The following is a 26,868-nucleotide window of genomic DNA, read 5'->3' on the forward strand; positions in this document are numbered from 1 at the left end:
AACCCGATGTTCCTGCCAATGCTACTTCTCGCCCTGGCGACCCCGGTTTCCACGCCGGCGGCGGTTCCCGCGCCAGCCGTCGTTCCGCTGCCCATGTCCGACACGCGGGGACTGACCTGCGCCGACGATAGCTCCGTTCGCGACATCGTGATTGATTTCACGGCCGGGCGCTGGCGGGAATCCGGGCGGAAATGGAGCAAGATCATCGCGCAGGACGATGCGACGATTACATTGGTCAAGCAGGGCGGCGGGCTGCTCAGCGATCTGCGCCGGGTCGAACAGCTGGACCGCGCGACGTTGGTGCTGTCGACCGAGCTACACACCGGGCTGATCGACGAAAAGCGGGCCTATCATTGCCGTGTCGTGCCGCCTTTCGACGCGGATCGAGAGATTTAAAGTCGGGCTGCGTTATCGCTGCGCCGCGATACATTCCACCTCCAGGGGCGCGCCCAGAGCAAGTCCATTCGCGCCAAAGGCGCTGCGGGCCGGCAGGCGCTTGCCCTTGAAATAGGGCAGATAGGCCGCGTTGAAGCGTGGCCAGTCCGTCATGTCGGCCAGCATCACCGTGCATTTGACGATGTCACCATAGTCGAGTCCATTGGATTTCAGGATCGTGCCGACCGCATCCATCGCGCCTTTGACTGCGGCATCAAATCCGTCCATATGGGGGTCCATCCCCTCCGGCACTTGGCCGATCTGGCCGGACAGGAAGAGGAGACCGCCGGCTGGCACCGCCGGTGAAAAGGGCAATTGGGCGGGCAGCGGTTGCGGCGTAGCAGCGGGCTGCGCCATGGCCGGCGCGGCGGCCAGCATCAGGCTGGCGATGAGGGCGAACTTCATGGCGATCTCTCCTTGACGGGTCAGGCGCGGGGCAGGGCACCAAGCAGACGCTCCACGTCCTGCATATCGGTAAAAACGGATGGCGCTATCCGCAAATGATGATCGTGCAGCGACACGCGCACCTGCGCGCGCGCCAAAGGTCCGGTCAGCCGTTCCTTGGCGTTGGGCAGAAGGGCCGTCAACAGGGGCGTGCGTGCGTCGGCCGGAGTGATGAGGCGATAGCCCTTGGCGGTCAGCCCCTCCCGCAGCAGCCCGATCAACTCTTGCGCGTGAGTCTGGATCGCCGGAACGCCGATGGCCGTAATATAATCAAGCCCGTGGTCGATCGCGGGTATGACAGCCTGCGCATAGGTGCCGGTCCCGAAATGGCCGAGGGCGCCCGTTCGGTGGATATAGCCGGTCGGCGCATTTCCGGGCGGGTCCATGGGATAGACATGGGTTTGCGGCGGTGACAGGCCGATGCCCGGCGTGGCGCCGGGAGCGGCAAAGCCATAATAGCCAAAGTCCGCAAGGCGAAGGTCATCGACGATGCCGCGCCTGGCGTAGAGAAAGCCAAGGCCAAAATCTCCCATCAGCCATTTATAGGTGGCGCAGGCGGCGAAATCGACGCCGCTGTCGTGCAGATCGACCGGCACCGCGCCGGCGGCATGGATGATGTCGGCATAGACCAGTGCGCCGGCCGCATGGGCGAGCGCGCATACAGTCTTCAGATCATGCTGGAACCCGTTATAGGTGGACACGAGCGACAGGCTGACCAGCTTGGTGCCCGGCGTGATTGCGCGCGCCATGTCCTCCGGCAGGATTCGCCCGTCACGGGCCTGAACCCAGGCGACATCCACGCCCTGTTTGGCCAGTTCCTGATACATCGGAAAGGCCGCGTAGAAATGCAGCGTGTCGGTGACGATCCGTCCGCCACTGCCGGGAAAACCCAGCGCGCGAAGCACCGCTTGCTCGCCTGCGGTGGTCGATTGCACCCAAGTCACTTCATCGGGATCGGCATTGACCAACCGCGCGAACTTGGCGAGCGTGGCGGCGCGATCCACCGGCGGCGGCGCGGCAGGATCAAGCGTGCGGCCAGCGACATAGGCATCCATCGCCCGCCTTGCGCCCAGGCTGATCGGGTGGATCGACGCACTGTCCAGATAAGCGATCGGGGTGACTGCGAAACCGGCCTTGTCCGGCAGGGCAGGGGGATTGGTCGCGCCTGTCGCCTTGGCCGCCACCTGCATGGCGATCGCGGCGCCGATCGCCTGCCGGCGCGACAGCGTCATGCCAGGACTTTGAGCAGGGCGGTCTTGAAAGCCTGCATCTCTGCCGCCGTGCCAATGGACACGCGCACCCAGTCATCCATATGCTCGCGCGGCCCGCCGATGAAGATGCGATCGCGCGCCAGTGCGGCTGTCACATCAGCCCCCGGACGGCCGACATGGATCATCAGGAAGCTCGCTTCGCTCGGCAATGTGCGCAGGCCCTGCGTCGCGCACCAGGTGGTCAGATCGTCGCGCACCGCCTTATTCTCAGCTTTGCGCATCGGCACCAGATCGGCATCGAGCAAACTCGCTTCGGCCGCGACGACGGCGGGCATGGGGGTGATATTCACGCCATAGCGCGCCATCCCGTCCAGCAAATCCTTGCGCCCGGCGATTAGGCCGCAGCGTAGGCCCGCCAATCCGTAAATTTTGGAAAAGGTGCGCGCGACCAGCACGTCCGCGCTCGATGCCACCAGATCCAGGCAGCTTTGCGCGTCGCTGAACTGGATATAGGCTTCGTCCACCAGCAAAATGCTGCCCTTGGGTTTATGGGCGAGCAGCCATTCGATGTCCGTGCGTGCGACGGGAAGGCCGGTCGGATTGTTGGGATTGCAAAGATAATAGACGCCGGCATTCGGAGCGGCCGCGAGCAGCTTTTGCGGATCGGCCACGAAGTCGCCAGCCAGCGGCACCGCGACCGAGCGTGTGACGCTTTTATCGCCAAGGCCCAGAAACCCTTGGTCGAATGTCGGTTCGAAATAGGCGATCGGTCGTTCGCGCGAGCTATATGTCAGCGCGACCGACCGCAGCGGCATGAAGGAGCCGGGGTGGACCTGAATCTGATCGGCGGAGAGGCCGTTTTGACGGGCGAACAGGCTTTCGAGCTTGCCGGCAAAGGCCATGCCATAGCGGCCTGAAAGGGGCGGCAGGGCGGCCAGCGCCCGAAGGGCGGACGGGCCGGGGCCCACCGGATGTTCGTTGCTGTTGATATAGACGGCATCGGTCAGGCTCGCGACCATGCCGGCGGGATCGTCGGGCAGTGCGACCGCGCGGCCGCGCTGGGCAACAGCGGGCAAGGCGGAAACGGCGCCCGCCGCGGCCACCGCACCGCGCATCATCATTCGTCGGGACAGGGACATGGGCCACCTACCAATTGCCAAAAAGCAAAAGGGCCGATCCATCGCTGGACCGGCCCTCCTTCGTGACGACGTCAGAACTTGAAGTCGAGACGCGCGTAATAATAACCCCCGGCCGAGCCATAGGCACCGTGGCCATAATAGCTGTTCCAGGATGTCGTGCCATTTTCATAGGGCGACTGACCCGGCAGCACGGTGACACCGCTCAGCAATTTTGGCTTTTCCGGCCGCTTGTCGAACAGGTTGTTCGCGCCGACCGAGAACTTCACAAAATCGGTGAAGTCATAGCCCAGTTCCAGATCGGTGATCCCGGTCGCCTTGACGATGCCGTCCCGCTCGATCGGCTGGCCGTTCATCGCCGCTGCGGACAGGGCCGAACGGACGAGGATGCTGGTCTTGCCATAGAAGGTCTGGCGCAGATTGGCCGAGAAGGGGCCGCTCGCAAAGTTGATACTGCCCACAACCTTATATTCGGGCGACGCGTCCTCGATATAGCTTTCCGATACGGAACTGAAGAGGGCGGGGTTGCTGTTATCGGTAATCTTGGTCTTGTTGTAGTTCGCCGTCAGCGACAGGTCGAGCTTACCGAAATCGAGCATCACCGGATAGCGGGCGGCGAAGTCGATACCGTAGGTTTCGGTGTCGATGAGGTTGGTGAAGCTCGCCACGCCCAGCGTTTGAAGCCCGGTGTCGAGCACAAGGCCGGTAGAAGCAATCGCGGCAAGGATGCTTTCCGCCCCAGCGACGGGATTACCGCCCTGGATGGCGGGCAACGTCGCTGTTGCGGAGATGCGGTCCTTGATCTTGATATAATAGCCATCGATCGTGATCGCGAGCTTGGGCGTTGGGCGAATGACGATACCGGCCGAGAAGTTGGTGGACTTCTCAGGACGCAGCGCATTGAAGCCCAGCAAGGTTGCTGCTGGCGAACCGGCCGGCAATTGCAGCACGGCGCTGGTCGGCCCCACATTCACCGTCGAATAGAAGGATTCGGCCAAAGTCGGTGCGCGGAAGCCTGTGGACGCGGTGCCGCGGATCGCGAAGGCGTCGGAAAAGTCGTAGCGCGTCGTGATCTTGCCGATCGTCGTATCGCCAAAGTCGGTATAGTCCTCGTAGCGGCCGGCAATGTCGATGGTCCATTTGTCGATCGGTTCGGCGATCAGGTTGATATAGGCTGCCCGCGAGCTGCGACGATGTTTGCCTGCATCGATATCCTTGTAGCCGGGGAAGGACTGAACGCCTTCCGCCAAGGTGGAATAATAGTCGCCCTGCAGGATTTCATAGGTGTCGCGCCGATATTCGCCGCCAAAGGCAAGGGTCAGCGGATTGGCCATGCCCACATCAAACTCCTTGCGGATGTCGAGCGTGGTGGTCAGCTGGCTGAGCTTGAAGCCGCCGTCATAGGCGTCGCTCACCGTATTGGGCGTGATCGTCGGGTCCGTGAGCGAGGCGTTATAATTGGCAATCCAGAGCGAACGATGCGCCGATTCAATGGTCCAGATCTTATTCTGGTCATAGCCATAGGTGACGCTGAGGTCGTAATTCCAGTCGGACCCGAACTCACCCTTGGCGCCGACGGTGAAGCTATATTCCTTCTGTTCCACCTTTTGCTGTGGGACCATGCCGAACGTGCCGGTGTCGCCATAACAGGTGGTAAGGTCGGTTGCATCCGCGCAAATGCGGTTGGGTGGACGATAGCCCTGCAGCGCATAGCCCACGCGCCGCGACACATCACCGAAGCTGTAGAGTTCGACCCCGCCGAAATCATAGCCCATATTGTAAAAGAGGATGTTGAGCTGCGACTTCGCCTGTCCGCCATTGATGCCGTTGAGATCAAGATTGGCCCAGGCAGGATCATAATAGTTGCTGGTCGATGGGAACTGCCCGGGATAGGTGCCGGCGGCGTTCACATAGGGATTGCCGTCAATGTCGGCCATGATGACCTGGCCCGTGCCGGTGGTCGTGTAATCCTGGCGGCGGTGGAAGGCGGTAACGTTGAAAAAGCCGTCTTCGCCCAGCTTGAAGCCAACATTGCCCGATGCGGAAAATAGTTCGCCTTCGCTATTATAATATTGGCCGCCCGTCACCTTGAAGGTGCCGCCGTCCGTCTGGTCCTTCAGGATCATGTTGATCGCGCCGGCGATCGCGTCGGTACCGTACACTGCCGATGCGCCATCCTGTAGGATTTCGATGCGCGACACGGCGTCTGGCGGAATGAGGTCGATGCTGGGCGCGGCCGATCCTTGGAACGGACCAGGGATCACCTGGAGGATGGCGGAACCGTGGCGACGCTTGCCGTTCACCATCACGAGCGTATGATTCGGGCTTAGACCGCGCAGACGGGCCGACAGCGAGAAGTTGGACATGTCCACGCCCTGCGTCTGGGCGGTGAAGCTCGGCACCAACTGGGTGAGGGCCTGATTGAGGTTGGGCTGACCGACGCTCGATAGCGCCTGTTCGCCCAGCACGGTGACCGGCGCGGCGCTGTCTGCGGCCTGCATGCCGACAGCGCGTGTACCAGTGACGATGATGGCTGCGCCGTCGTCGGCCTGCGGTTCCTGCGGCGCTTCCTGCGCCAGCGCACCGGCCGACCAGGACGACGCCAGGATAAGAGAAAGTTTGAACGCGGACAGTCTTGTCATTCATGCCCCCTGTTTTTGCAATGTCGATGACAAAGGGATGAACGAACGGTGTCAGCCGAGCCGCTATTGCAGCGCAGCATTTCCAACAAGAGAAGAGTCTGTGTCTGAAAAGACACAAGTGCCAGTGCGAACCTACTGGCTTTGCGTAGGCAGGCTGATCATGGCCCCGGAAAATTACTCTTCAGGGCAACTTTGCATTCACTGACATGGAGGGTTTTTATCGCAGAACCGTTATACTAACTTATGTCCTTGAAATCAGGATGCCAGCGCCGCGTCGATCAGCGACCTGGCTTCCGCGCCTTCCCAGTCCATTGCGCCGATCACGCGCAGCATTTCCTTGCCCTGCGCGTCGTAGAGGACGGTCGTGGGCAACACACCGGTTGCGTAGGAAAAGCCGAAGCGATTATCCGGATCGGTATAGGCTTTGAGATGCGGCAGATCATGTTTGGCGAAAAATGCGCCGGCGGCCTTCGCGCCTTGCACATCCTGCGAAATGGTCAGTACGGCCAGCCCCTTGGGGCCGTGAGCAGCTGCAACACGGTCGAGCGTCGGCATTTCCGCTATGCAGGGCGCGCACCAGGTTGCCCAAAGATTGACCAGCATCGGCTTGCCCGCAAAATCCTGCAACGTCATGTCACTGCCATCGGGCGCCTGAAACACGAAGTCGGGCGCGGCGGTGCCTGCCTTGCTGCGGTCGATCTTGTAATTGAACGCCGCCTCGCCCTTCGGTTCTGCGGTGGCTTCGCCGGGCGTCGGCGTGACTTCGCCGCTGATGGCGGCATTGGCTTGCTCCTTGGGCGGCGATTGCCTATCGCATGCCGCCAGCAACGCAGGCAGGAGCAATATCATTAGCGCGCGGGACGACGACAGCATGGGTTCAGGCTCCAACAGCATGTGGGGCGGCCGCTTCGCTGCCGGCCCCGCTTCGATCATGCGCGAGATAAATGCGTCCATCCCGTTCGACAAGCGCTTGTGGAAACAGGATATCGCAGGGTCCAAGGCGCATGTGGCGATGCTGGCGCGTCAGGGGATCGTCAGCCAGGCCGATGCAGACGCGATCAGCGCCGGGCTGGACACCATCGCCGCTGAATATGAAGCGAGCGGGGTTCCGGTGAACCTCGACCTGGAAGACATCCATATGGTGACGGAGTCGCGCCTGGCGGAGCTGATTGGCCCGGTGGCCGGCCGGTTGCACACGGCGCGCAGCCGCAATGACCAGGTAGCGACCGACTTTCGCCTCTGGGTGCGCGACGCCATTGATGAGGTGGAGGCTGGCCTTATTGGCCTCCAGCGCGCGTTGGTGGCGCGGGCGCAGGATCATGCCGACGCCGTGATGCCGGGCTTTACCCATTTGCAATCGGCGCAGCCGGTGACGCTGGGCCACCATCTCATGGCCTATTATGAAATGGTGCGCCGCGATCGTAGTCGCTTTGCCGATGCGCGCGCCCGCCTCAATGAATGCCCGTTGGGCGCGGCAGCGCTCGCCGGCACCGGGTTCCCGACGGATCGGCACATGACAGCAGCGGCTCTCGGCTTCGTCAAGCCGACCGACAACAGCCTGGACAGCGTGTCCGACCGTGATTTCGCGCTCGATTATCTGATGGCCGCAACTCAGGCGTCGCTCCACCTTTCTCGCCTGGCCGAAGAGTTCATCATCTGGGCGAGCCAGCCCTTTGGCTTCGTCAAGCTGCCCGACGCCTATTCGACCGGCAGTTCGATCATGCCGCAAAAGCGCAATCCTGATGCGGCCGAGCTGGTGCGCGGCCATGCGGGACGCATCATGGGCTGCATGACTGCGCTTTGCATGACGATGAAGGGTCTGCCGCTCGCTTATTCCAAGGATATGCAGGACGATAAGCCCCCCGTGTTCGAGGCGCATGACCTGCTGGCTCTGTCGATTGCTGCGATGACCGGCATGGTGGAAACCGTGACCTTCCGCACTGACCGGATGCGCGGCCTCGCCGAAAGCGGTTTTGCCACCGCGACGGACCTCGCCGACTGGCTGGTGCGGGAAGGCGGCATCCCCTTCCGCGAGGCGCATCACATCACCGGCCGCGCCGTGGCGGCGGCAGAAGAGGCGGGCGTCCCGCTCGACCAGTTGCCGCTAGACAGGTTGAAGGCGATCGACGATCGCCTTGACGATCGCGTCTATGCAGTGCTGACGGTCGATGCGTCGGTCGCCAGCCGCAAAAGCCATGGCGGCACAGCACCCGACCAAGTGCGCGCCCGCATCGCGCAGGCGAAGGAGGAACTGGGATGAAGACACTGCGCATCCTCGCTGGGCTTGGCCTCGCTGCCCTGACGCTTGCCGGCTGCGGCGGCCGCCAGCCTCTGAAACCCGTCGAGGGGCAGAAGCTGCCTGCGGTGCCCGTCGGTGCGGCGACCGCACCTACCAGCACGCTATTGCTGACGCCGTCGATTCAGGCGCGTCCGGAGCGCAATGTCGAACTGCTGACCCAGTCGCGCGAGCGCACTGACGATGAATTCGACCTGCCGCCCGAAGCGCGGCCCAACTAGACCATAGGACAAGAGCTTGGATCATTTCTCTTATGTCGACGGCGCCATGCAAGTGGAGCAGGTGCCGATGGAGGCCATTGCGCAGGCGGTCGGCACCCCGGTCTATGTCTATTCGACCGCGACGCTGGAACGGCATGTCGGGGTGTTCCGCGAAGGCCTGGCGCAGCTCAGTGATCCGCTGATCGCGTTCGCCGTCAAGGCGAACCCCAATGCCGCAGTGCTGGCGACGCTCGCTAGGCTGGGGCTGGGCGCTGACGTCGTGTCGGCCGGCGAATTGCTGCGCGCAGTGGCAGCGGGCATACCGGCCAGCCGCATCGTCTTTTCGGGCGTCGGCAAGACGGCCGAGGAAATGCGGATCGCGCTGGACCATGGCATTTACCAGTTCAACCTGGAAAGCGAACCGGAAGCCGAGATGCTCTCGCAGGTCGCGGCCGCGATGGGCAAGCGCGCTCCGGTCGCCTTTCGCATCAATCCGGATGTGGACGCAGGCACCCACGCCAAGATTTCGACCGGCAAGTCGGAAAACAAGTTTGGCATCCCCTATGACCGCGCATTGGGCAGCTACGCTGCCGCCCGTGATCTGCCTGGCCTCGATGTTCAGGGCGTCGCGGTTCATATCGGCAGCCAGCTGACCGACCTCGCCCCGTTGGAGGCGGCGTTCGTGAAGGTCGGCGCGCTGATTGACGCGCTGCGCGCGGCCGGCCATGACATCCGCACGGCGGACCTGGGCGGTGGCCTTGGCGTTCCCTATGATCCCGCGCAGCCGCTGCCGCCCAGTCCGGCCGACTATGGCGCGATGGTGTGCCGGGTGACGCAGAGCTGGCCCGTCCGGCTGATGTTCGAGCCTGGCCGCGTGATCGTGGGCAATGCGGGCGTGCTGCTGTCGCGCGTCATTCGGGTGAAGCAGGGCGCGCAGGCGCCTTTCGTCATCGTTGACGCGGCGATGAACGACCTGATGCGGCCCAGCCTTTATGATGCCTGGCATGACATTCGGGCGGTGAAGCCATCGGGCGACCGCGCGACCGCCAATGTCGTCGGACCGGTGTGCGAAACGGGCGACACCTTTGCCATGCATCGCGACATGGATGTGGTGCAGGCGGGGGAATTGGTCGCCTTCATGACCGCCGGGGCCTATGGCGCGACCATGGCGGGCACCTATAACAGCCGACCACTGACGCCCGAAGTCCTGGTGTCGGGCGCTCAATGGGCAGTGGTGCGCGAACGGCCGCCGCTCCGCGCGCTGATCGACGGTGATATCATTCCCGACTGGTTGGCGGACTGATGCACAGCCTGCCGGTCTTCCTTCGGCTGGCGGGGCGCCCGGTCATCCTGACAGGGGATGGCGAGGCGGCGGAGGCGAAGCGGCGGCTGCTCGAGCGCGCCGGCGCGCGGATCGTGGATGAAAACGATCAGGGCGCGCGCATCGCCATTGTTTCGGATGGTGATGAAGCGACGGCCGAGCGGCTGCGCGTACGCGGCATTCTGGTTAACGCGACCGACAATCCGGACCTGTGCGATTTCACGCTACCCGCGATTGTCGATCGTGATCCGGTGCTGATCGCCATCGGCACGGGCGGCGCATCGGCGGGTCTGGCCAAGGCCTTGCGCCAACGGCTGGAGGCATTGCTGCCCGCAAGGATAGGGGCGCTGGCGCAGGCCCTGTTCAATGCGCGCCCCGCCATCCGCGCGCGCTGGCCGGATGCAGGCGAACGGCGGCGCGCGATCGACGCGGGGCTGTCCCCGGGCGGGGCAATCGACCCATTGAACGAGCGGGCCGCAGCCGGGCTGGCCGGCTGGCTTTGTGGACCGGATGTGGCGCAAACGTCTCGGCTGGAAGTGGTTCACCTGTCTTCGAACGATCCAGAGGATCTGACGTTACGCGCCGCGCGGCTGTTGGGTGAGGCGGACCGTATCTATCACCATGCCGATGTTCCAGACACGATCCTCCATCGCGCGCGGGCCGATGCCGTTCATATCCTTGTCACGTGCCCGCCAGAGGCACTGGAACCGGGTCTATCGCTCTTGCTTGTCTTGCGGAACTGATTTCAGCGCGCGCTAAGGCGTGCGACTTCCGCCTGCAAATGGTCCACTGACGCCATCAGACGCGCACGATCCAGCTCCAATTGCCGCAACGTCTCGCGCGTTTCACCCAATTCCATTGCCCGCCGGGCGATGCGGGCGTCCAGCTCGGCATATTGCCGCGACAGCAAGTTGACGCGCTCGGCCCGCGCATGAACGCGCCGCAGCCGTGCGTCGAGCATTTCGAAATCAAAGGGTTTGACGATGTGATCGTCAGCCCCCGCATCCAGCGCCGCGATCATCTTGGGGGTGTCGGATGCGCCGCGCGGATTTTTTCCATCGTCCCGATCGCTGGCAGTAACTGCAAATCCATGTCGATAAGGATGATGTCCGACGGTTGAATGATCAGCGTCTTCTGCGCCGCAAACCCGTCCTCGACGACCGTGACGTCATAATGACGATGCGACAGGCGGCGTCCGATGACCGCGCGCGCCGTGGGATTTTCATCGACCAGTAAGAGGCGCAGGCGACGCGGGCTGACAGGCTGGGGCTGTTCTTCGTCAAGCGAAACCTTCGCGCCGCGATATATATAGGACATGCCTTGGGCTCCTGGCGTTGGCCCCGAGTTTAACGGGAAACGGACAAAAAAATGCTTAATGGATCGGTCCATTATTAATTTCATTTAATTGGTTTGCCCTGGCCGCTGGCCCTAGCCCCTTCTTGGCTTATCTGAAGAGGAGGCTACCATGACCAATATCGTCCCCCCGCTGGCGATCGAGGATATTCCCGATCTGTCTGACCTGATCAGCCCGTTTGAATTGTCAGATGGCGGCGCACTGGACATCAGCCTGATGGATGTCGTGATCGCGATTATCGACCAGCCATGACGCCGGCGCCGCTCACTGCAGCGGCGCAGGCGGCGGCCACTGCGCCGCTTGGCGAAGCGGTGGCGCTGATCCGGCCATTTCTGCGTGATATTGCGTGGTTTAGCGCGTGGCTGACGGAGCAGACCGGACAGATGCGCCTTGACCCCCTGTACCTCCCGCCCGTCCGCGCCAGCCGGAATGGAGGGGTGCGTCATCTGGTGTTCGTGCGGACGGAACGCATCTGGCTTACCGCCACCATCCTCGATCTTGCCGGACCGCCTGCTGACCGGCTGCATTTTTCCGGTCGCCATGCGCTGTGCCGTCCGCTCAATCGGCCGCTGCACGGCGAGATATTTAGGCTTGAGGGAGACCGCGCTGTACGTGCCCGGTCGATCGATTGTCAGCCCGGCACCATGGTGGATGTGGACGAACGGCATCAGGCGTTGCGCCTTGCGCACGGCGGCGGGCTGCTCATGATGTTGCGCGCGCAGGTCGCGCCGCTTGGCCCCGTTCTGTCGCGCGGTGTCGATCTGGGCACCGGAAGGACGAGCACATTGGCGCAGGTGGACGAAGGCCATGCGCGAACGCTGATGCTGCTTTCGCTCCTGCGGATACAGCATCGGCACGATGCTGCGCCACTGTTCGCCGCCGCGCTCGACGCGCCGCTGCCGGGGCAGCGAGGGGCGCCGATGCGGGAATATCTCGCACTCGACACGGCGCAGGCGCTTGATCCTCTGACGCGCATGGCGCAGGTCGACCCCGATGTAAATGTGCAGGCGCTGGCACGGCAGACGCTGGCAAGGCTGGAACAGGTTGCATGCCGCGCGTGATCGAAACGCAGGACGACGGCCCGATCCTCGATCTCGACGCATTGGTCGACTGGTGCGAAAGCCCGGCCTTCGACCCATCCTGCGAGGATGGACTGGCAGCCGCGGCGCCGATGCTCGCAGCCCTGGCGCGTAACCGCCATTTTCTGGCTGACGCCGCTATCGCCGAACTCAAGACCAGATGCGCGACCCAGCGTCGCCATAACCCCTATTCCGCGCAGGTCATGCTATTGCGGCAGCCAATGGGCAAATATGTGCTGCGGGCGGCGTTCTGGCCGGCAATGTCCGATCATGTCGTGCGCGCTAGCGGCACAGCGCCCTTTCTCTATCATGTGCCGCATGACCACGGCTTCGATTTTCTCACCGTCGGCTATCTGGGGCCGGGCTATGGATCGGACTATCACGACTATGACCGGGCCGAGGTCGTGGGTTTTGAAGGTGAAGCCGTCAGGCTGCGCAGCGTCGGGCGTAGCTGGCTTCATGAAGGGCGAATGCAGCTCTATCGCGCCCACCGCGATATCCATACCCAGCTTCCGCCAGAGCGCATGTCGATATCGCTCAACATTCTGGCCAGCCCGCCAGGTCAGGGATGGCGGCGCCAATATCGTTTTGACACGGCGCGCGGCGTGATCGCGCAATCCATGACCGTGGCCAGTGCGCAATTGCTGCTCGAACTGGCGATCGGATGCGGCGACGAAAACGCCATGGATCTGGCGGCGGCGTTTGCCCGCCGTCATCCGCACGACGCGATGCGCCTGACCGCGTGGAGCGCCTTGGGCGACGCTTTGCAAGGGGACGCCCGCCGGGAGCACCTGGAAGCCGGCGCTGCCAGCGATAGTCCGCTGGTGCGCGCGCAGGCCTATGCATGTCTTGGCACACTCCGAAATGGATAGGAAACGGTTTGTTTTTGTTCCGCCGGGGCTGTCGGATGGGGCCGGACACTAGACGACAGGGCGAATGTGGGCGGGCGCGTGGAATGTCATGGTGTGGGAACCGATTTCGGACCGGTCGCCCGCGCATTAAGTGCGCGGGGCATGGATTTGGCGATGCGGCACGCGCCGGGCGAACCCCATGTCCGCGCGGGTGACGCGATGATCCTTTGGCAGCGAACGGATGATCCGCTTGCCCGCGCTCATGCCTTGGACAGTGGCGCGCAGGACGTGGTCGGCCCGTGGATGCACGAAGCGGAAGCTGCCGCACGGATCATTCGTTTGGCCCAGGGGCAGAACCCAAGGCTGGTTCGGGGAGACCTGGTGATTGACCTGTTGGAGCGCCGGGTGGAGAGGAGCGGGCGCGCCATACCGCTGCTTGCCCGCGAATATGCCTTGTTGCTGCACCTTGCGCGTCATGCGGGGCAGCCGCATAGTCGTGAAGACCTGCTTCGGTCGATCTGGCGACTGGACTTTGACCCGGGAACCAACAGCGTGGAGGTACATATGTCGCGCCTGCGCGCCAAGCTGGACCGGGGCCATCAATGGTCGATGCTGCGCACGGTCAAGGGGCGCGACTACATGCTCGATCCCGGCGCGGGCGCGTAACCGCGCAGGAACAGATCCACCGCGAATGCGGCATCCCGTTCGATATTCTCCGGTTCGACGTGACTGATCTGGCCCATCAAAAGCTGATGATGAAGTCCGGCCATGCACAGCGCCGTGAGCGCGCGGGCGGCCTCGAGTGGATCCGCCGCCCGCAGCGCGCCGCGTCGCATGGCTCCTTCCAGAAATTCGGCCAGCAGCGCCCGGGTATTACGCGGCGCCAGTTCAAAGAAGATGCGACTGAGTTCGGGAAACCGCCCGCCTTCGGAAATGACAAGGCGTTGCAACGCAATGGCTTCAGGAGACGTCACCTTCCCCACAAGGCTGATGCAGGCGCCCAACAGGACTTCCTCCAGCCCGGCGTCGGGGTCGAGAATTTGGGAGAGGCGCGCGCGGTAGGCCCGGGCCACACGATCAAGCACGGCAGCAAACAGAGCGTCTTTTGACGGGAAATGACTCCAGAGCGTGCCTTTCGATCCGCCGAGCGCGGCAGCGATCCCCGACATGGTGGTGCCGGCATAGCCATGATCGAGGAAATAGCGTTGCGCGACCTCCAGGATCATCTCCTGTCGGTCGCGTTTCCGTGCCTCCCGTCGGCTACAGGATGAAGGCTCGTTCAGCACCGTCATAAAAGCGTACCATATAGTACGATAACCTTGTTGACAAGCCACTGCAAGGAGCGCAAGGGCAATTTTCATACTATCTGGTACGGTTTGTAATGGCGATGAGTCGCATGATGTTATCCACTCGCCTCATTATGGGTTCTGCCGCGGCACTGCTGCTGTCGGGCTGCGCGGCGATTCCCGACCTCGGGCCGGAACCCGCAATTCGCTCGGCCCAGAGCGTCGATGCCCGACAAAGCCTGACCGCGCCTGAAGCCGTCTGGCCGGCCGATGACTGGTGGGTGGCCTATGGCGATCCGCAACTGACTGCACTGATCAAAGAAGGCCTGAAGAACGCGCCGGACATGGCGATCGCAGCCGCTCGATTCCGTCAGGCACAGGCGGTCGCGCAACAGGCGGGGGCCGCGACGCTGCCGTCGGCCGATCTGGAAGCCAGCGCCAATACCACGAAGCAGAGCTATAATATGGGCCTGCCAAAGGAATTCGTGCCGCAGGGATGGTTGGGCACAGGTCGCGTGGCGTTGGACTTGGGGCTGGACCTTGACCTGTGGGGCAAGAACAAGGCGGCGCTGGCGGCCGCGACGTCCGAAGCGCGGGCCGCTGAAATTGACGCGCGACAGGCGCAGCTCGCGCTCACCACCGGGATCGCCAACGCCTATGCCGATCTCGCGCGGCTCTATGATGAGGCAGAGGTGCAGCAGCGCACGCTCGACATCCGGATGGCCAGCCAGAAACTCGCTGCGGAACGGCGCGCGAATGGCCTGGAAACGCGTGGCAGCGTGCGCCAGGCCGACGCGACCGTGTCCGCCGCCAAGGCGCAGCTTGCCGGCGCCAAGGTGGCGATCGCCCTGCGCCAGCATCAGATTGCGGCCTTGATCGGTGCCGGGCCGGATCGCGGTCTGTTGATCACGCGGCCCGCCAAAGGTCAACTCTCGCCGCTCGGTCTGCCGGCCGATGTTACGACCAATCTAGTCGCGCGCAGGCCCGATATCGCCGCTGCGCTGGCCCGCACGGAAGCTGCGGCCAAGCGAATCAAGGTCGCGCGCGCCGATTTCTTCCCCGCCGTGCGGCTGGGTGCGCTGATCGGCGTGCAGTCGCTTGGCTATAACACCGTCTTTACCGGCAACGGCGCACAAGGCGGCGCGTCGCCTTTCCTGGACACCTTGTTCAAAAAGGATTCGATCTTCGGCAATGCCGGACCCGCGATCAGTCTGCCGCTGTTCCATGGCGGCGCGCTGCGCGGGCAGTATCGGAGCGCCCGCGCCGTCTATGATCAGGCGGTGGCGACCTATGATAAGACGGTGTTAACCGCCTATCAGGAGGTTGCGGACGCCGTCACCAGCCGTCGTGCGCTCGAACAGCGTCTGGCGGACGCCCGTGCGGCGCTTGCCGCCTCGCGCGACGCCTATGACGTAGCGCAGAAACGCTACAAGGGGGGGCTTTCGCCCTATCTCGATGTGTTGAATGTCGAGGATCAGCTGCTCGCTGCCCAACGCACCGTCTCTGATCTGGATGCGAGCGCCTTCTCGCTCGACATCGCTCTCATCCGAGCGCTGGGCGGCGGATTTACCGCCAGCGCTGCTTTGCCCAAGGACGACATCCATGGCTGACGCCGAACCTGAAAATATCGCGCGGACGAGCGAGCCGCAGGCCTCCGAACAGGACGCGCAGCAGGCCCGGCGCAACAGCACCCGGCGCAAATGGCTGATCCGGCTGGGTTTGTTGGTGCTGGTGGTCGCCCTGCTGTGGGGCGCCTGGTATCTTTTGTTCGGCCGCAATCATGTTAGCACCGACAATGCCTATGTGAATGCGGAAATGGCGCAGGTGACGCCGCTGATCGGCGCGCAGGCGATCGACGTGCTGGTCAGCGACACGCAGTCGGTCAAGAAGGGCGATATTCTCGTCAAGCTTGATCCGACCAACGCCCAGATCGCCGTCGCGCAGGCAGAAGCCGACTTGGCTGAAGCGCGCCGTCGTTTCCGCCAGACCGATGCGACCAGCGATTCGCTTGCCGCGCAGGTTCAGGCCCGCAGCGCCGATATCGTTCAGGCGCGTGCCCAGCTTACCACCGCGCAGGCCGATCTTGAAAAGGCGCGCGTCGACTTGCAGCGCCGCGAAGCGCTGGTTGCCGATGGCGCCGTGTCGGGTGACGAAGTGACCGCCGCGCAGACCGCTTATGCCAGTGCGCGGGCGGCGCTCAGGCTGGCGCAAGCGGGCGTCAAGACGGCTGAGGCGACGCGCGGTGCGGCGACTGGCCAATTGGAAGCCAACCAGGCGCTGGTGCGCGGGTCGACCGAAGACACCGACCCGGCGGTCCTGGCCGCGAAGGCGCGGCTCGAATCGGCTAAGCTCGATCTGGAACGCACGACCATTCGCGCGCCGATCGATGGTGTCGTCACCAAGCGGCAGGTGCAGGTCGGCCAGCGCGTTGCGCAGGGCAGCCCGATCATGTCCATCGTCCCGATTTCGCAGGTCTATGTCGATGCCAATTTCAAGGAAAAGCAGTTGCGCGGCGTCCGCATTGGCATGCCCGCCAAGGTGACGTCCGACCTTTATGGTGGTGACGTCGTCTATCATGGCAAGATTGTGGGTTTTTCCGGTGGCACCGGCTCTTCCATGGCGCTGATCCCTGCGCAGAACGCGACCGGCAACTGGATCAAGGTGGTGCAGCGCCTGCCGTTGAGGATCGCGCTTGATCCCAAGGAACTGGCTGCGCACCCGCTGCGCGTCGGCCTCTCGATGGAAGTCGAGATCGACCTGGCCGACTGAAGGGAGCGCGCGGCATGGCGAGCGAAGACGATATCTTCTCGCGGCTTTCGCCGCGCACCCGGACGCTGGCGGGACTGGTTCTGGCATTGAGCAATTTGATGGTCGTGCTCGATCTGACCATCGCCAACGTGTCGGTTCCGCACATTGCCGGCAATCTTGGCATTTCTCCCGATCAGGGAACGTGGATTATCACCTCCTACGCCGTGGCGGAGGCGATCTGCGTACCGTTGACCGGCTGGCTCGCGCAACGTTTCGGGGTGGTGCGGGTCTTCACCCTTGCGATGGCCGGCTTCGGTCTTTTTTCCGTTCTGTGTGGCCTGTCGACGACGCTTGGCATGCTCGTCGCCTGCCGGATCGGCCAGGGTATTTGCGGCGGTCCGATCATGCCGATGTCGCAGACGCTGCTGATGCGCATCTTTCCGCCCGAAACGCGCAATCGCGCGATGGGCATGTGGGCGATGACGACATTGATGGGGCCGGCGCTGGGACCGATCGTCGGGGGATATATCAGCGACAATTGGAGCTGGCACTGGATTTTCTTCATCAACCTGCCGATCGCCGTGCTGTGTGTCTTTGCCGCTCAGGCTTTGCTGCGGCCTGTCGAGACCGAAACGGCCCGGGTGCGCATTGACAAGGTCGGACTGGCATTGCTCGTCTTCTGGATCGGCTGTCTTCAGATCATGCTGGACATCGGCCGCGATCATGACTGGTTCGCGGATCCCACGATCATCGCGCTGGCGATCATGGCTGCGCTCGGCTTCTGCGTCTTCGTCATCTGGGAGCTGACTGAGGAGCATCCGGTCGTGGACCTGCGTGTGTTCCGCCATGTTGGCTTCAGCTCTGCGCTTTTCACCCTGTCGCTGTGCTTCGGGTCCTATTTCGCCAGCATCGTCGTCATTCCGCAATGGCTTCAGATGTCGATGGGCTATACCGCGACCTGGGCGGGTATCGTGACCGCGCTCACCGCCATGGCGGCGTTGTTCACCGCGCCGATCGCCGCGCGGATGATGGCCAAGACGGACCCGCGCCTGCTGATTTCCTGCGCCGTCGCCTGGATCGGGATCATGTCGTTGTGGCGTGCCCATTGGACCAGCGGCATCGATTTTTATGGCATGGCCCTGCCGCAGTTCATTCAGGGCTTCGCCTTGCCCTTCTTCTTCATTCCGCTAACGACGCTCAGTCTGGGATCGGTGCTGCCCAGCGAAACCGCGTCGGCCGCCGGCCTCCAGAATTTCGTACGTACGATGGCGACAGCGATCGCGACATCTCTGGTGCTGACCGAATGGGGTGATTCCCAGCGCGTGTCTCGCGCCGAAATGACGCGCGTGCTTCAGCCTGACCAGACTCAGTCGCTCCTCTCGTCATTGGGCCTGTCGCCCGACCAGATCCGGCAGGTGATAGCCAATATCGTCGAGCAGGAGGCGACGGTGATCGCCATCGACCATGTCTTCTTCATCTCCGCGATCATCCTCTTCGTCGCCGCCGCGATTGTGTGGATGGCGCCCAAGCCTGTCGGCAAGGTCGACACGTCCGCCGCGCATTGATAATGGAGCGGGGCGTCAGCCGCGCCACCGTCCAAGGATCGCGCCGTCCCGCAACACCGCGCGCGCTGCATTGTGGCCCGGCGCGCCGGTGACGCCGCCGCCGGGATGCGCTCCGGCGCCGCACATATACAGGCCGCGCAGTGGCCCGCGGTAGGCGCCATGGCCTAGCACCGGCCGCGCCGCCCACATCTGATCCAGCGTCAAGGCGCCATGCATGATGTCGCCGTCGATCAGCCCGAATGTGCGCTCAAGGTCGAGCGGCGAGTGGATCTGACGAGCGATAACGCTGCGGGCAAAGCCCGGCGCCTGGGCATCGACCGTCGCGATGATGGTGTCGGCCGCCTCTTCCCGGGCATCGTCCCAACTCCGTCCGTCGGGCAGATGCGGCGCGAATTGCTGACAGAACAGGCTGGCGACATGGCATCCGGCCGGCGCCAGGCTGTCATCGACGGTGGAGGGGATCAGCATTTCGACAATGGGCGCGCGCGACCAGCCGTCACGCTTTGCGTCCATGAAGGCGCGATCCATATAATCCAGGCTGGGGGCGATGATGATGCCGGACTGATGACGCGCCCCTTCCCCCGGCAGGCAGCGGAAATCGGGCAGGGCGGACAGGGCAACATTCATGCGAAACGTGCCCGACCCGGTTCGGAAACCTTTGATACGCTTGACGAAGTCCGCTGGAAGGTCGTCGGGTTCCATCATCCGCTCATAGAGCAGCCTTGGCCCGACATTGGCGATGACCCTTTTGGCCATGACCTCCTCGCCGCCCTCCAGACGCACGCCTACAGCCTTGTCGCCATCGACCAGCACGCGCGCGACGGGCGCTTCCAGACTGACCTCGACCCCCATCGCCTGGACAACCCGCGCCATCGCCTGAGTGATGGATCCCATGCCGCCGACGACATGCCCCCAGGCGCCTTTCTTCCCGTTCACTTCACCGAAAACATGGTGCAGCAGGACATAGGCGCTGCCGGGGGTGTCGGGCGACGCATAGTTGCCGACCACCGCGTCAAAGCCGAAGGCGGCCTTGACCGGGTCGGACTCAAACCAGCTATCCAGGAAGCCGCGCGCTGATTTGGTGAACAGGTCCAGCACATCGCGCTGCTGTTCGATGGTGAGCGCTGCGACATGTCGACCCTGCCTTAACGCATCGAGCATCATTGTCATGCCGTCGCCGACATTGGGCGGGCATGTCAGCACCAGGTCGCGGATGACATTCGCCACCGTTTCCAGCGACGCATAATAAGCAGGCAAGGCGTCGGCGTCGCGCGGACTGAATTTGGCGAATTCGGCTTGCGTCCGCGCGATGCCGCCGCCCAGAATGAGATATTGGTCGTCCGGCAAAGGCAGGAAATTGCTCACCGGCCGCTCGATGACTTTGTAGCCCTGGTCGATCAGCCGCATGTCGCGAATGATCCTGGGGTGGAGAAGGCTTACCGTGTAACTCGCCGTCGAATTGCGGAAGCCGGGATGAAATTCTTCGGTGACGGCCGCGCCGCCGACTATCGCGCGGCGTTCGAGGATCCGGACCCTGTAGCCTGCGCGTGCCAGATAAAAGGCGCAGACCAAGCCATTATGTCCGCCCCCGATGATCACGGCATCATAGCGCTTGCCCATGCCCCTCACTCCATCACGCTGCTCACTTTACAATCGTATAACAACTGCATGTGCAAAGTCGATGAAGCTGTCGCGTTCGCCGTCGGCGTGATCAGGCGGTACGATCCGGCTGCTCGCCCCAATCTGCAAGGATGCTGGCCCGACTTGCTGCCTTTTCCCAGGGAAATACGAACCAGTCCTTGGTTACTGCCCGGTCGATCGTTTCCGCGCGATAGTCCACCTGCGCCGCCGATCGGCTGTTATCGATCAACACCGCCACGCGCAGCAGCGCCGCGTCGGCTTCGCCGAGCGCGCTGCGCAGGCGCTGGATCGTGCGCCCGCTGTCATTGATGTCGTCCACCACCAGCAGCCGTTCGCCGGCCTTCACCCGCAATCGCAATTCGCCCAGCAGCGTTTCGGCAAAGGCCGGGACCTGCGCGGAAAGATCGACCGATAGCATCGGTCGTCCCAAAGCATGACTAAGCCAGGTTGCCGGCGCCAGCCCGCCGCGGCCGATGCCCACGATCCAGTCGGGTCGCCAGCCAGACGCGATCACGGCGTCGGCCAAGAGATCGATCTGCGCCAGAAAGCGCGCCATCTCTATGTCGGTCAGGATCGGTTTCTGCATTGTCATCCTTTCACCATCGCAGCGTCTCCCTCGATGGCAGCCTGCGCACCATAGCGTCGCGCGAGCCAGGCGCAGGCCATCAGCTGTATCTGGTGAAAGACCATGACCGGCAACAGGATCGGCCCCGCCATCGCCGCCGGAAACAACACGCCGGCGATGGGCACGCCCGAGGCCAGGCTCTTCTTGGACCCGCAAAATTGCAGCACGATCGCATCCTCGCGGGACAACCCCATCAGCCGCCCCAGACCCCAGCTGGTCAGCAATATGATGATCAGCAGACCGGCCGAAACGGCGACCAGCGTCAGCATCTCATCCTGCGACACGGCCCGCCACAATCCTTCCACGACAGCGGCGGAAAAAGCGGCATAGACCACCAGCAGGATCGATCCCCTATCCACGCGGCCGATCTTCGCCCGGTGCCGATCGATGAAGCCGCCGATCCAGGGGCGCAGCATATGGCCAAGGACGAAGGGCAGCAGCAATTGCAGCACGATCCCCTCCACGGCGGAGAGGGAAATGAGGCTTCCGCCTCCGCCCCGCTGTATCAACAGCGCGACCAGCAGCGGTGTCACCACTATGCCCAACAGATTGGAGAAGGAGGCGCTGACCACGGAGGCGGCGACATTGCCGCGGGCGATCGCGGTGAAGGCGATGGAGGACTGAACCGTCGATGGCAGCAAGGTCAGGAACAGCAATCCGGTGCCCAAGCTTTCCGGCAATGGGCCGAATCGGCTGATTAGCCATCCCAATATGGGAAAGAGGAGGAAGGTCATCGCCAATGTCGCGCCATGGAGTTTCCAGGCGCGGGCGCCCTGCCAGATGGCGGCGCGCGACAATTTCGCGCCGTGGAGGAAAAAAAGCAGCACGATGCCCGCATCCGCCATGCCCTCGGCAATGCGCGCGCCCTGGCCGCGCGCCGGCAGCACGGACGCTAGGGCGACGGTCGCAATCAGCATCAGCAGAAACGGGTCGAGCGCTTGGCGCAATCGGTTCATCATCACATCTGGCACCATTTGATCGAAACGCAGGGGATAGACGCGCCCGTCAGACTGCGCCAACAATTTCCCTTTGCAGCGCAACAAGGGAGAGGCCGGGCGTGAGCGAGAATGTAGCGATCATGGAAAATGAGGGCGTGGTGGAGATCCATCTCGATCGCCCGGACAAGAAAAACGCTCTGACAGGCGCCATGTATCGCGCCATGATAGCCGCGCTGACGGATGCATCGGCACGCGAAGCGATTGGCGCGGTGCTGATTGCGGGACGGGGGGATGCCTTTTGCGCGGGAAATGACCTGGCGGATTTCAGGGCCGGTCCGGAAGGAGGGGCGGCAGCCTTTGATTTCATTCAGGCGATCGCCGCTTTCGACAAGCCGTTGGTGGCGGCGGTGCAGGGTTTGGCGGTCGGCGTCGGCACCACCATGCTCTTGCATTGCGACCTGATCTACGCCGCGCCTGACGCGCGTTTCATTTTGCCTTTCGTCAATCTGGGCCTGGTCCCCGAAGCGGGCTCCAGCCTGCTCACGCCCGCAATCCTAGGGCATGCCAAGGCAGCGGCAATGCTGCTGCTGGGCGAACCGCTCGATGCCGAGGCTGCCGACCGCGCGGGTCTGATCACGGCTATCATACCCAGCGAGGCGCTGATCGACCATGCCCGAACCAAGGCCGCAGCGCTGGTAGCCAAACCGCCCCAGGCTCTCACAGCGACGCGCAGGCTGATGAAGGGCGATCCTGCGCTGTTGGCCAGCAGGATGCAGCAGGAGGCCGCATTGTTCCGGCAGGCTATGGCTTCGCCCGAAGCTGTGGAAGCCTTCACCGCCTTCTTCGAAAAGCGCCCGCCGGTGTTCCGCCGGGATTGAACCACTTGCGCGCGGGGACTGCCGATTGTCGGGTCTGCTGTCGTTGCTGGATTAGGGATGGAGCATCCGCATCCAGCGTGCGAAGTCGAGACTGCGGTTGTCCTGGGCCAGCAGGTGCGGTTGCGACCAGAAATCCGCGCCGCGCTGACGCGCTTGCCCGGGGGCGATGCCGAAGGCGCTTCTGAAGGCGCGACTGAACGCGGATTCGCTCGCAAAGCCGCAATCGCGGGCGATCTCACCAATCTTGCGCCGTTGATTGGCGGGGCTCGACAGGATGATCGCCGCCACCGCCAGACGACGACGGCGGACATAGTCCGCGATCCCGCCGACCGGCTGGAAGGTTCGATACAGGGTTGCGCGTGACATGCCCAGGCTTTGTGCGAGCGACGCGGCGTCAAGCGATGGCTCTCTAAGCCGCCGGTCTATCTCCTGCGCCACTTTGCGGAACGGGGATAGGGGCGCGGGGGCCGTAGGCGCAAACCCACCGCCGCCCTGATCGGCTAGCATCGTTGTTACCAGCGCGACGGTCGATCGGGCCGCGACCTGGGCATCCCCCGGGGTCAGCGTGGGCAACCGGTCGACAAGCGCACGCATATAGCTGCCGAGCATCGCCGCGATCGCCCCGTTTGCAGGCAGCACATGTCCGTGCAGCCGGGACGCGTCGTCACAATGGTGCGCGAGGAAAGAGCGGGGTATCAGCACCGAGATGTTCGTGAAATCCGTCGCCCGTGTTTTCAGTCCTTGAGCCAGATCGAAGATGACGACGTCACCGGCGGTCACAACGACCGAATGGTCGGCTGCAACGCCAGCGAAACCACCCTCCACATAGAGTTGGACCAGAAGGTGATCGAGGCCGCTGGTTGCGACCAGAGCAGCGTCTCGATCAAAGGCCAATGCGGAGGACTGGAACCGTCCGACCATGATGGTGCCAAGATGCCACGCAGAAAGGTTGAGGCGATATTGCCGCTCATCGCCCAGGCAAGTCAGCGTGAACACATCCTGCACTGATTGGCGGAAAGCCGCCAGCGCCTCGGGTCCTGTCATCGCATCAGTGGAAATCCCGAACGAAGGTACAGACAAAGTTTCCGGTTTGTCCATCGGCGACAACCCCATTCTTCCCTGGCGATTAACCATTCTTTGTGGGGGTTTAGCGTGATCGAGGCAATTTGTCTCAATTTTGCTGCACATCGTTTCAACGGCTGGGCCTGGCGTTGACAATATGTCTTCAGCCGGATGATGGCCGGGCCACTGAGATTGGCCGGCGAGGGGCGCTGGAGGATATAGGCTATGATCGGCGCCGGGAAAAACGCGTGGCCAGGGATGGCGGCCGGGCATTCCCACAAGATCAAGGCAACCATTCCTTCGTCGCGTCCCGCCCCCCGTCTTTTCGCATTGTAGCGGAGACGGCTTCACTGTCTTCTGACGACGGCCAGGCGATGGCTGCGACCCCCATCGCCCGTTATCAGGAGCGGCGCTTGTCCTGGGCCATCGCGCCAGGGACAAGCGCCGGACGCGATGCCAGGATCAAAGCCCCGCAATGTTCGCATATATCTCCGATGCCGCGGCCGTCGTTCAGGGAAGGGCAAAATAGCTGCCTTAAAGTTCTATTCGTGATGAACTGGTCCACGACCTTTGCGTTATGCCCTGTCTTGGCTTGTTCGCGCCGATATGGGAAATGGGCCGGCGACTTTGGTCCGAGCGAAATGACAGGAAGACAGGCTTGCCCTTCAACAGGATGATGATCGCTGGCTGGGTCGCGGCTTTGTTGGCCATGGCCGCGTCAACGCCACTAGCGGCGGCCGACCCCGCGCCGTTCGAATTGTCCGGGCCGGCTCTGCGCATCATGGTGACGCGCGGCGACCAGACTTTGCCGATCGGGCAAGTGCCCAGTCTGTCCGAAGGAGACAGGCTGGCGATCCGGGCGGACCTGCCCCAGGATCAGGGCGCGCGCTTCATTCTCGTTGCGGCCTTTTTGCGTGGTGCGACCAATCCACCGCCCAAGGACTGGGTCCAGTTTGCCGAAACCTGGAAGAAAAAGGCAAAGGACCGCGAACTGGAACTGACCGTTCCCAAGGGCGCGCGACAGATGGTCCTTTTCCTGGTGCCCGATACCGGCGGGGCGGAAGGGACGCTGAGCGACGCCGTGCGCGGCAAGCCAGGTGAATTCGTGCGTGCGACTCAGGACCTCAATCAGGCGTCGCTCGATCGGTCACGGCTGGACAGTTTCATGGCGGCGATACAGGCGCAGGAAAACACGCATCCGGAATATCTTCGCACGCTGGCGCCCGTCCTGGCGCGGAGCCTGTCGATGAAATTGAACGAGGATTGCCTGTCGAAGGTGATCGAGATGCAGGCGGCCTGTTTGCTCGATAATCGCGAATCGCTGGTGCTGACCGATGTCCACAGCAGTTCCATGGCCGAAACGCTAACCGGCGCGCCGACTGACCTGGCGCTGCAACTGAGCGCCACGCGGGAAGCGGGCTATGGCTATTACAGCCCCTATATCGGCGTCGCGCGCGATATCGCGCGCATTTTCGGTGCGTTCAGCAATCCTGAATTTGATTATCTTCCGACCCTGAGCGTGCGGCAAGGGGACGCGATGCACCTGCTGCTGAACGCGGCGCCATCTTTTCAAAAGCCCAAATCGGTTATGGTCGTCGCAATGCCGGCCATCGAGGCGGATAGTCCGCCCCGACTGCGCAGCGGCGCGCAAGGACCGGTCTGCGCGGTGCGGCCAGACGCCGTACTCCCGGTGGAAGGGGCGCCGTTGATCTATTCCACGGCCTATGCCCGCGACATGAAACTGGCGTTCAGGACGGCATCGGGCGGTACGATCGACGTTCCCGTGACGCCACGCGCCGATCGTGGTGGCTATGTGCTTGCAGCCAATAGCGGACAGTTTCGGACGTTGCAGGGGTCGGTTCGTGCACATCTCCACGGGAAATGGGGCTTCAACCGCTTCGATGGGCCGGACTTCACCGTTCAGTTGCCCGACGAAAAGGGATGGTCGATCGAGGGTGATAAGCCTTCGCTGGTGGTGGGGCGGGACAATGCGGTGCGCCTGAACGGCGGTGCGCCGGCTTGCGTCGAGAGCGTTACCCTGCGCGCGCCCGGGGGGCAGGCTCAATCGCTCGGCTGGAAGGTGACGGACAATGACTCGATCACGGTCACATTGCCTTTGACCGAACGCAGGGCAGGGCCTCTCGAACTGGCGGTCAAATATCTGGGCGTTGCAGAGCCCTCGATTCTCGCCCTTCGCAGCTATGCCGAACCCAGCCGCCTTGACGGCTTGACCATCCATGCCGGTGATCGGACCGCCACGCTTGCCGGTCAGCGGCTGGACCAGGTCGATAGCGTTGCGCTTGGTGACCTTTTGCTGCGCCCCGACGGATTGACGCGCGAAGGCAAGTCCGACCGGTTGATGTTGAAGGCGATTGAGGGACAGGCGCTGGAACCAGGCCGCGCCATGACCGCTGAGGTGTCGTTGCGCGACGGCCGCCAGGTCGACCTGAGCGTGAAGGTCGACGCGCCGCGCCCCCAGATCCGCCTTCTGGGCAAGACGATCGTGGCCCGCCCGCCCGGCGATGAAGGGAAGGCATTGATCCTGCCCCCTGACACGTTGCTGCCGGACGATGGATACATGAGCTTTTCGGTCGCGGTTGACGGGGACGTGCGCCTATCGCCCGCCGACGTGATTGAAGTCGCCACAACCGATGGCGGCGATATGGTGCGCCTGACGGCTGGCAAGGCATTGCAGATGGAAGGGCCGCATGTCCTAGTGGCTCGGCTCGATCCTTCAGCTTTCGGGCCGGCGTTGTTCGGACCGCTTCAGATGCGCCTTCTCCACAATGGAGAAGCAAGCGACTGGCAACCGCTTGTGACGCTGGCACGCCTTCCCCGCGTCGATGCCGTCACATGCGCCACGGCGGCGGAGGGCTGCACGATCAGCGGGCGTGATCTGTTTCTGATCGAGGCGGTCGGCGCCACCGCGACGCTGGATGACGCCGCGACCGTCGCGCATGGCTATACCGGGGCCGTCCTGAAGGCGCCCCTGCCAACGGCCGGAAAGCTCTATCTGCGCTTGCGTGATGCTCCGGGCGATGTCGTCATGCTGCCCGCCGGCTGATCGCCGCGCATCACAACCGGTGAAGATGCCGTCGACGCCTTGGGAAGGTTCCCACCGCAGAAAGATTTTTTGAAATAATGATGTTTTACCTG

24 protein-coding genes and 1 pseudogene are annotated in these 26,868 nt (G+C 63.3%); 14 read left to right on the plus strand and 11 right to left on the minus strand.

Annotated features, from left to right (window positions below; all coding sequences use genetic code 11):
• Window positions 1-6: 6 nt before the first annotated feature.
• Window positions 7-396, plus strand: a complete 390-nt coding sequence (locus LL253_RS16015; RefSeq protein WP_228227806.1) for a hypothetical protein — start codon at window positions 7-9, stop codon at window positions 394-396.
• A 12-nt stretch (window positions 397-408) separates the two neighbouring features.
• Here LL253_RS16015 and LL253_RS16020 read toward each other — a convergent pair whose 3' ends face one another.
• The 5 genes from LL253_RS16020 to LL253_RS16040 all read right to left on the minus strand — a co-directional run bounded on the left by LL253_RS16020 (window position 409) and on the right by LL253_RS16040 (window position 6,717).
• Window positions 409-840: a RidA family protein gene (locus LL253_RS16020; protein ID WP_228227807.1), complete on the minus strand. Its 432-nt coding sequence runs from the start codon at window positions 838-840 to the stop codon at window positions 409-411.
• Between the two features lie 20 nt (window positions 841-860).
• The gene (locus tag LL253_RS16025) at window positions 861-2,111 is read right to left on the minus strand and encodes an aminotransferase class V-fold PLP-dependent enzyme (RefSeq protein WP_228227808.1); all 1,251 of its coding nucleotides are present in this window, start codon (window positions 2,109-2,111) and stop codon (window positions 861-863) included.
• The gene (locus LL253_RS16030; RefSeq protein WP_228227809.1) at window positions 2,108-3,211 is read right to left on the minus strand and encodes an aminotransferase class I/II-fold pyridoxal phosphate-dependent enzyme; all 1,104 of its coding nucleotides are present in this window, start codon (window positions 3,209-3,211) and stop codon (window positions 2,108-2,110) included. The genes LL253_RS16025 and LL253_RS16030 overlap by 4 nt, the downstream gene beginning before the upstream one ends.
• Before the next feature lie 89 nt (window positions 3,212-3,300).
• Window positions 3,301-5,868, minus strand: a complete 2,568-nt coding sequence (locus LL253_RS16035; protein ID WP_009823415.1) for a TonB-dependent receptor plug domain-containing protein — start codon at window positions 5,866-5,868, stop codon at window positions 3,301-3,303.
• A gap of 255 nt (window positions 5,869-6,123) precedes the next feature.
• Window positions 6,124-6,717 carry a TlpA family protein disulfide reductase gene (locus LL253_RS16040; RefSeq protein ID WP_228227828.1) on the minus strand — a complete coding sequence of 198 codons (594 nt, stop codon included), beginning with the start codon at window positions 6,715-6,717 and terminating at the stop codon, window positions 6,124-6,126.
• A 43-nt stretch (window positions 6,718-6,760) separates the two neighbouring features.
• On the opposite strand from LL253_RS16040, the gene argH reads away from it, so the two are divergent.
• Genes argH through LL253_RS16060 form a run of 4 tightly spaced genes read left to right on the plus strand, consistent with a single transcriptional unit; the run spans window position 6,761 to window position 10,428 of the window.
• A complete protein-coding gene (gene argH / locus LL253_RS16045; RefSeq protein WP_228227829.1) occupies window positions 6,761-8,128 on the plus strand; it encodes an argininosuccinate lyase in 1,368 nt (455 codons plus the stop codon).
• Entirely contained in the window at window positions 8,125-8,385 is a 261-nt protein-coding gene (locus tag LL253_RS16050; RefSeq protein ID WP_228227810.1) for a hypothetical protein, read from the plus strand. The genes argH and LL253_RS16050 overlap by 4 nt, the downstream gene beginning before the upstream one ends.
• Window positions 8,386-8,401: 16 nt before the next feature.
• Window positions 8,402-9,667 carry a diaminopimelate decarboxylase gene (gene lysA, locus LL253_RS16055; protein WP_228227811.1) on the plus strand — a complete coding sequence of 422 codons (1,266 nt, stop codon included), beginning with the start codon at window positions 8,402-8,404 and terminating at the stop codon, window positions 9,665-9,667.
• Entirely contained in the window at window positions 9,667-10,428 is a 762-nt protein-coding gene (locus LL253_RS16060) for a precorrin-2 dehydrogenase/sirohydrochlorin ferrochelatase family protein (RefSeq protein ID WP_228227812.1), read from the plus strand. The genes lysA and LL253_RS16060 overlap by 1 nt, the downstream gene beginning before the upstream one ends.
• Window positions 10,429-10,430: 2 nt before the next feature.
• Here LL253_RS16060 and LL253_RS16065 read toward each other — a convergent pair.
• Window positions 10,431-11,002 (minus strand): annotated as a pseudogene (locus LL253_RS16065) (response regulator transcription factor).
• Between the two features lie 148 nt (window positions 11,003-11,150).
• On the opposite strand from LL253_RS16065, the gene LL253_RS16070 reads away from it, so the two are divergent.
• The 4 genes from LL253_RS16070 to LL253_RS16085 all read left to right on the plus strand — a co-directional run bounded on the left by LL253_RS16070 (window position 11,151) and on the right by LL253_RS16085 (window position 13,635).
• Window positions 11,151-11,291: a hypothetical protein gene (locus tag LL253_RS16070; protein ID WP_228227813.1), complete on the plus strand. Its 141-nt coding sequence runs from the start codon at window positions 11,151-11,153 to the stop codon at window positions 11,289-11,291.
• Window positions 11,288-12,100 carry a hypothetical protein gene (locus tag LL253_RS16075; RefSeq protein ID WP_228227814.1) on the plus strand — a complete coding sequence of 271 codons (813 nt, stop codon included), beginning with the start codon at window positions 11,288-11,290 and terminating at the stop codon, window positions 12,098-12,100. Before LL253_RS16070 ends, LL253_RS16075 begins: the two co-directional genes overlap by 4 nt.
• On the plus strand, window positions 12,088-12,990 hold the full coding sequence (locus LL253_RS16080) for a transposase (protein WP_228227815.1): 903 nt from the start codon (window positions 12,088-12,090) through the stop codon (window positions 12,988-12,990). The genes LL253_RS16075 and LL253_RS16080 overlap by 13 nt, the downstream gene beginning before the upstream one ends.
• A 153-nt stretch (window positions 12,991-13,143) precedes the next feature.
• A complete protein-coding gene (locus LL253_RS16085) occupies window positions 13,144-13,635 on the plus strand; it encodes a winged helix-turn-helix domain-containing protein (protein ID WP_228227816.1) in 492 nt (163 codons plus the stop codon).
• On the opposite strand, the gene LL253_RS16090 is transcribed toward LL253_RS16085, so the two are convergent.
• Window positions 13,605-14,261, minus strand: a complete 657-nt coding sequence (locus tag LL253_RS16090; RefSeq protein WP_228227830.1) for a TetR/AcrR family transcriptional regulator — start codon at window positions 14,259-14,261, stop codon at window positions 13,605-13,607. The two genes, LL253_RS16085 and LL253_RS16090, sit on opposite strands and share 31 nt — an antisense overlap.
• Window positions 14,262-14,350: 89 nt before the next feature.
• Between LL253_RS16090 and LL253_RS16095 the strand changes: the two genes are divergently transcribed.
• The 3 genes from LL253_RS16095 to LL253_RS16105 are packed head-to-tail and all read left to right on the plus strand — an operon-like array spanning window position 14,351 to window position 18,568.
• Complete coding sequence (locus LL253_RS16095; protein WP_228227817.1) at window positions 14,351-15,865, plus strand: efflux transporter outer membrane subunit; 1,515 nt, start codon at window positions 14,351-14,353, stop codon at window positions 15,863-15,865.
• Window positions 15,858-17,024, plus strand: coding sequence for an EmrA/EmrK family multidrug efflux transporter periplasmic adaptor subunit (locus LL253_RS16100; RefSeq protein ID WP_228227818.1), 1,167 nt, complete (start codon window positions 15,858-15,860; stop codon window positions 17,022-17,024). The genes LL253_RS16095 and LL253_RS16100 overlap by 8 nt, the downstream gene beginning before the upstream one ends.
• 14 nt (window positions 17,025-17,038) lie before the next feature.
• A complete protein-coding gene (locus tag LL253_RS16105; RefSeq protein WP_009823401.1) occupies window positions 17,039-18,568 on the plus strand; it encodes a DHA2 family efflux MFS transporter permease subunit in 1,530 nt (509 codons plus the stop codon).
• A 15-nt stretch (window positions 18,569-18,583) separates the two neighbouring features.
• Here LL253_RS16105 and LL253_RS16110 read toward each other — a convergent pair whose 3' ends face one another.
• The 3 genes from LL253_RS16110 to LL253_RS16120 form a co-directional block, all read right to left on the minus strand.
• On the minus strand, window positions 18,584-20,188 hold the full coding sequence (locus LL253_RS16110; protein WP_228227819.1) for a phytoene desaturase family protein: 1,605 nt from the start codon (window positions 20,186-20,188) through the stop codon (window positions 18,584-18,586).
• Between the two features lie 91 nt (window positions 20,189-20,279).
• Window positions 20,280-20,795: a phosphoribosyltransferase gene (locus tag LL253_RS16115; protein WP_228227820.1), complete on the minus strand. Its 516-nt coding sequence runs from the start codon at window positions 20,793-20,795 to the stop codon at window positions 20,280-20,282.
• A gap of 2 nt (window positions 20,796-20,797) precedes the next feature.
• On the minus strand, window positions 20,798-21,790 hold the full coding sequence (locus LL253_RS16120) for a bile acid:sodium symporter family protein (RefSeq protein ID WP_228227831.1): 993 nt from the start codon (window positions 21,788-21,790) through the stop codon (window positions 20,798-20,800).
• A 101-nt stretch (window positions 21,791-21,891) separates the two neighbouring features.
• On the opposite strand from LL253_RS16120, the gene LL253_RS16125 reads away from it, so the two are divergent.
• Window positions 21,892-22,650 carry an enoyl-CoA hydratase-related protein gene (locus LL253_RS16125; protein WP_228227821.1) on the plus strand — a complete coding sequence of 253 codons (759 nt, stop codon included), beginning with the start codon at window positions 21,892-21,894 and terminating at the stop codon, window positions 22,648-22,650.
• A gap of 51 nt (window positions 22,651-22,701) precedes the next feature.
• Here LL253_RS16125 and LL253_RS16130 read toward each other — a convergent pair whose 3' ends face one another.
• Entirely contained in the window at window positions 22,702-23,694 is a 993-nt protein-coding gene (locus LL253_RS16130) for a helix-turn-helix domain-containing protein (RefSeq protein WP_228227822.1), read from the minus strand.
• A gap of 691 nt (window positions 23,695-24,385) precedes the next feature.
• Here LL253_RS16130 and LL253_RS16135 point away from each other — a divergent pair.
• Entirely contained in the window at window positions 24,386-26,776 is a 2,391-nt protein-coding gene (locus LL253_RS16135; protein ID WP_228227823.1) for a hypothetical protein, read from the plus strand.
• The last annotated feature ends 92 nt before the right edge of the window (window positions 26,777-26,868 follow it).

Source organism: Sphingobium soli (genome assembly GCF_020782245.1).
GTDB classification, from domain to species: domain Bacteria; phylum Pseudomonadota; class Alphaproteobacteria; order Sphingomonadales; family Sphingomonadaceae; genus Sphingobium; species Sphingobium soli.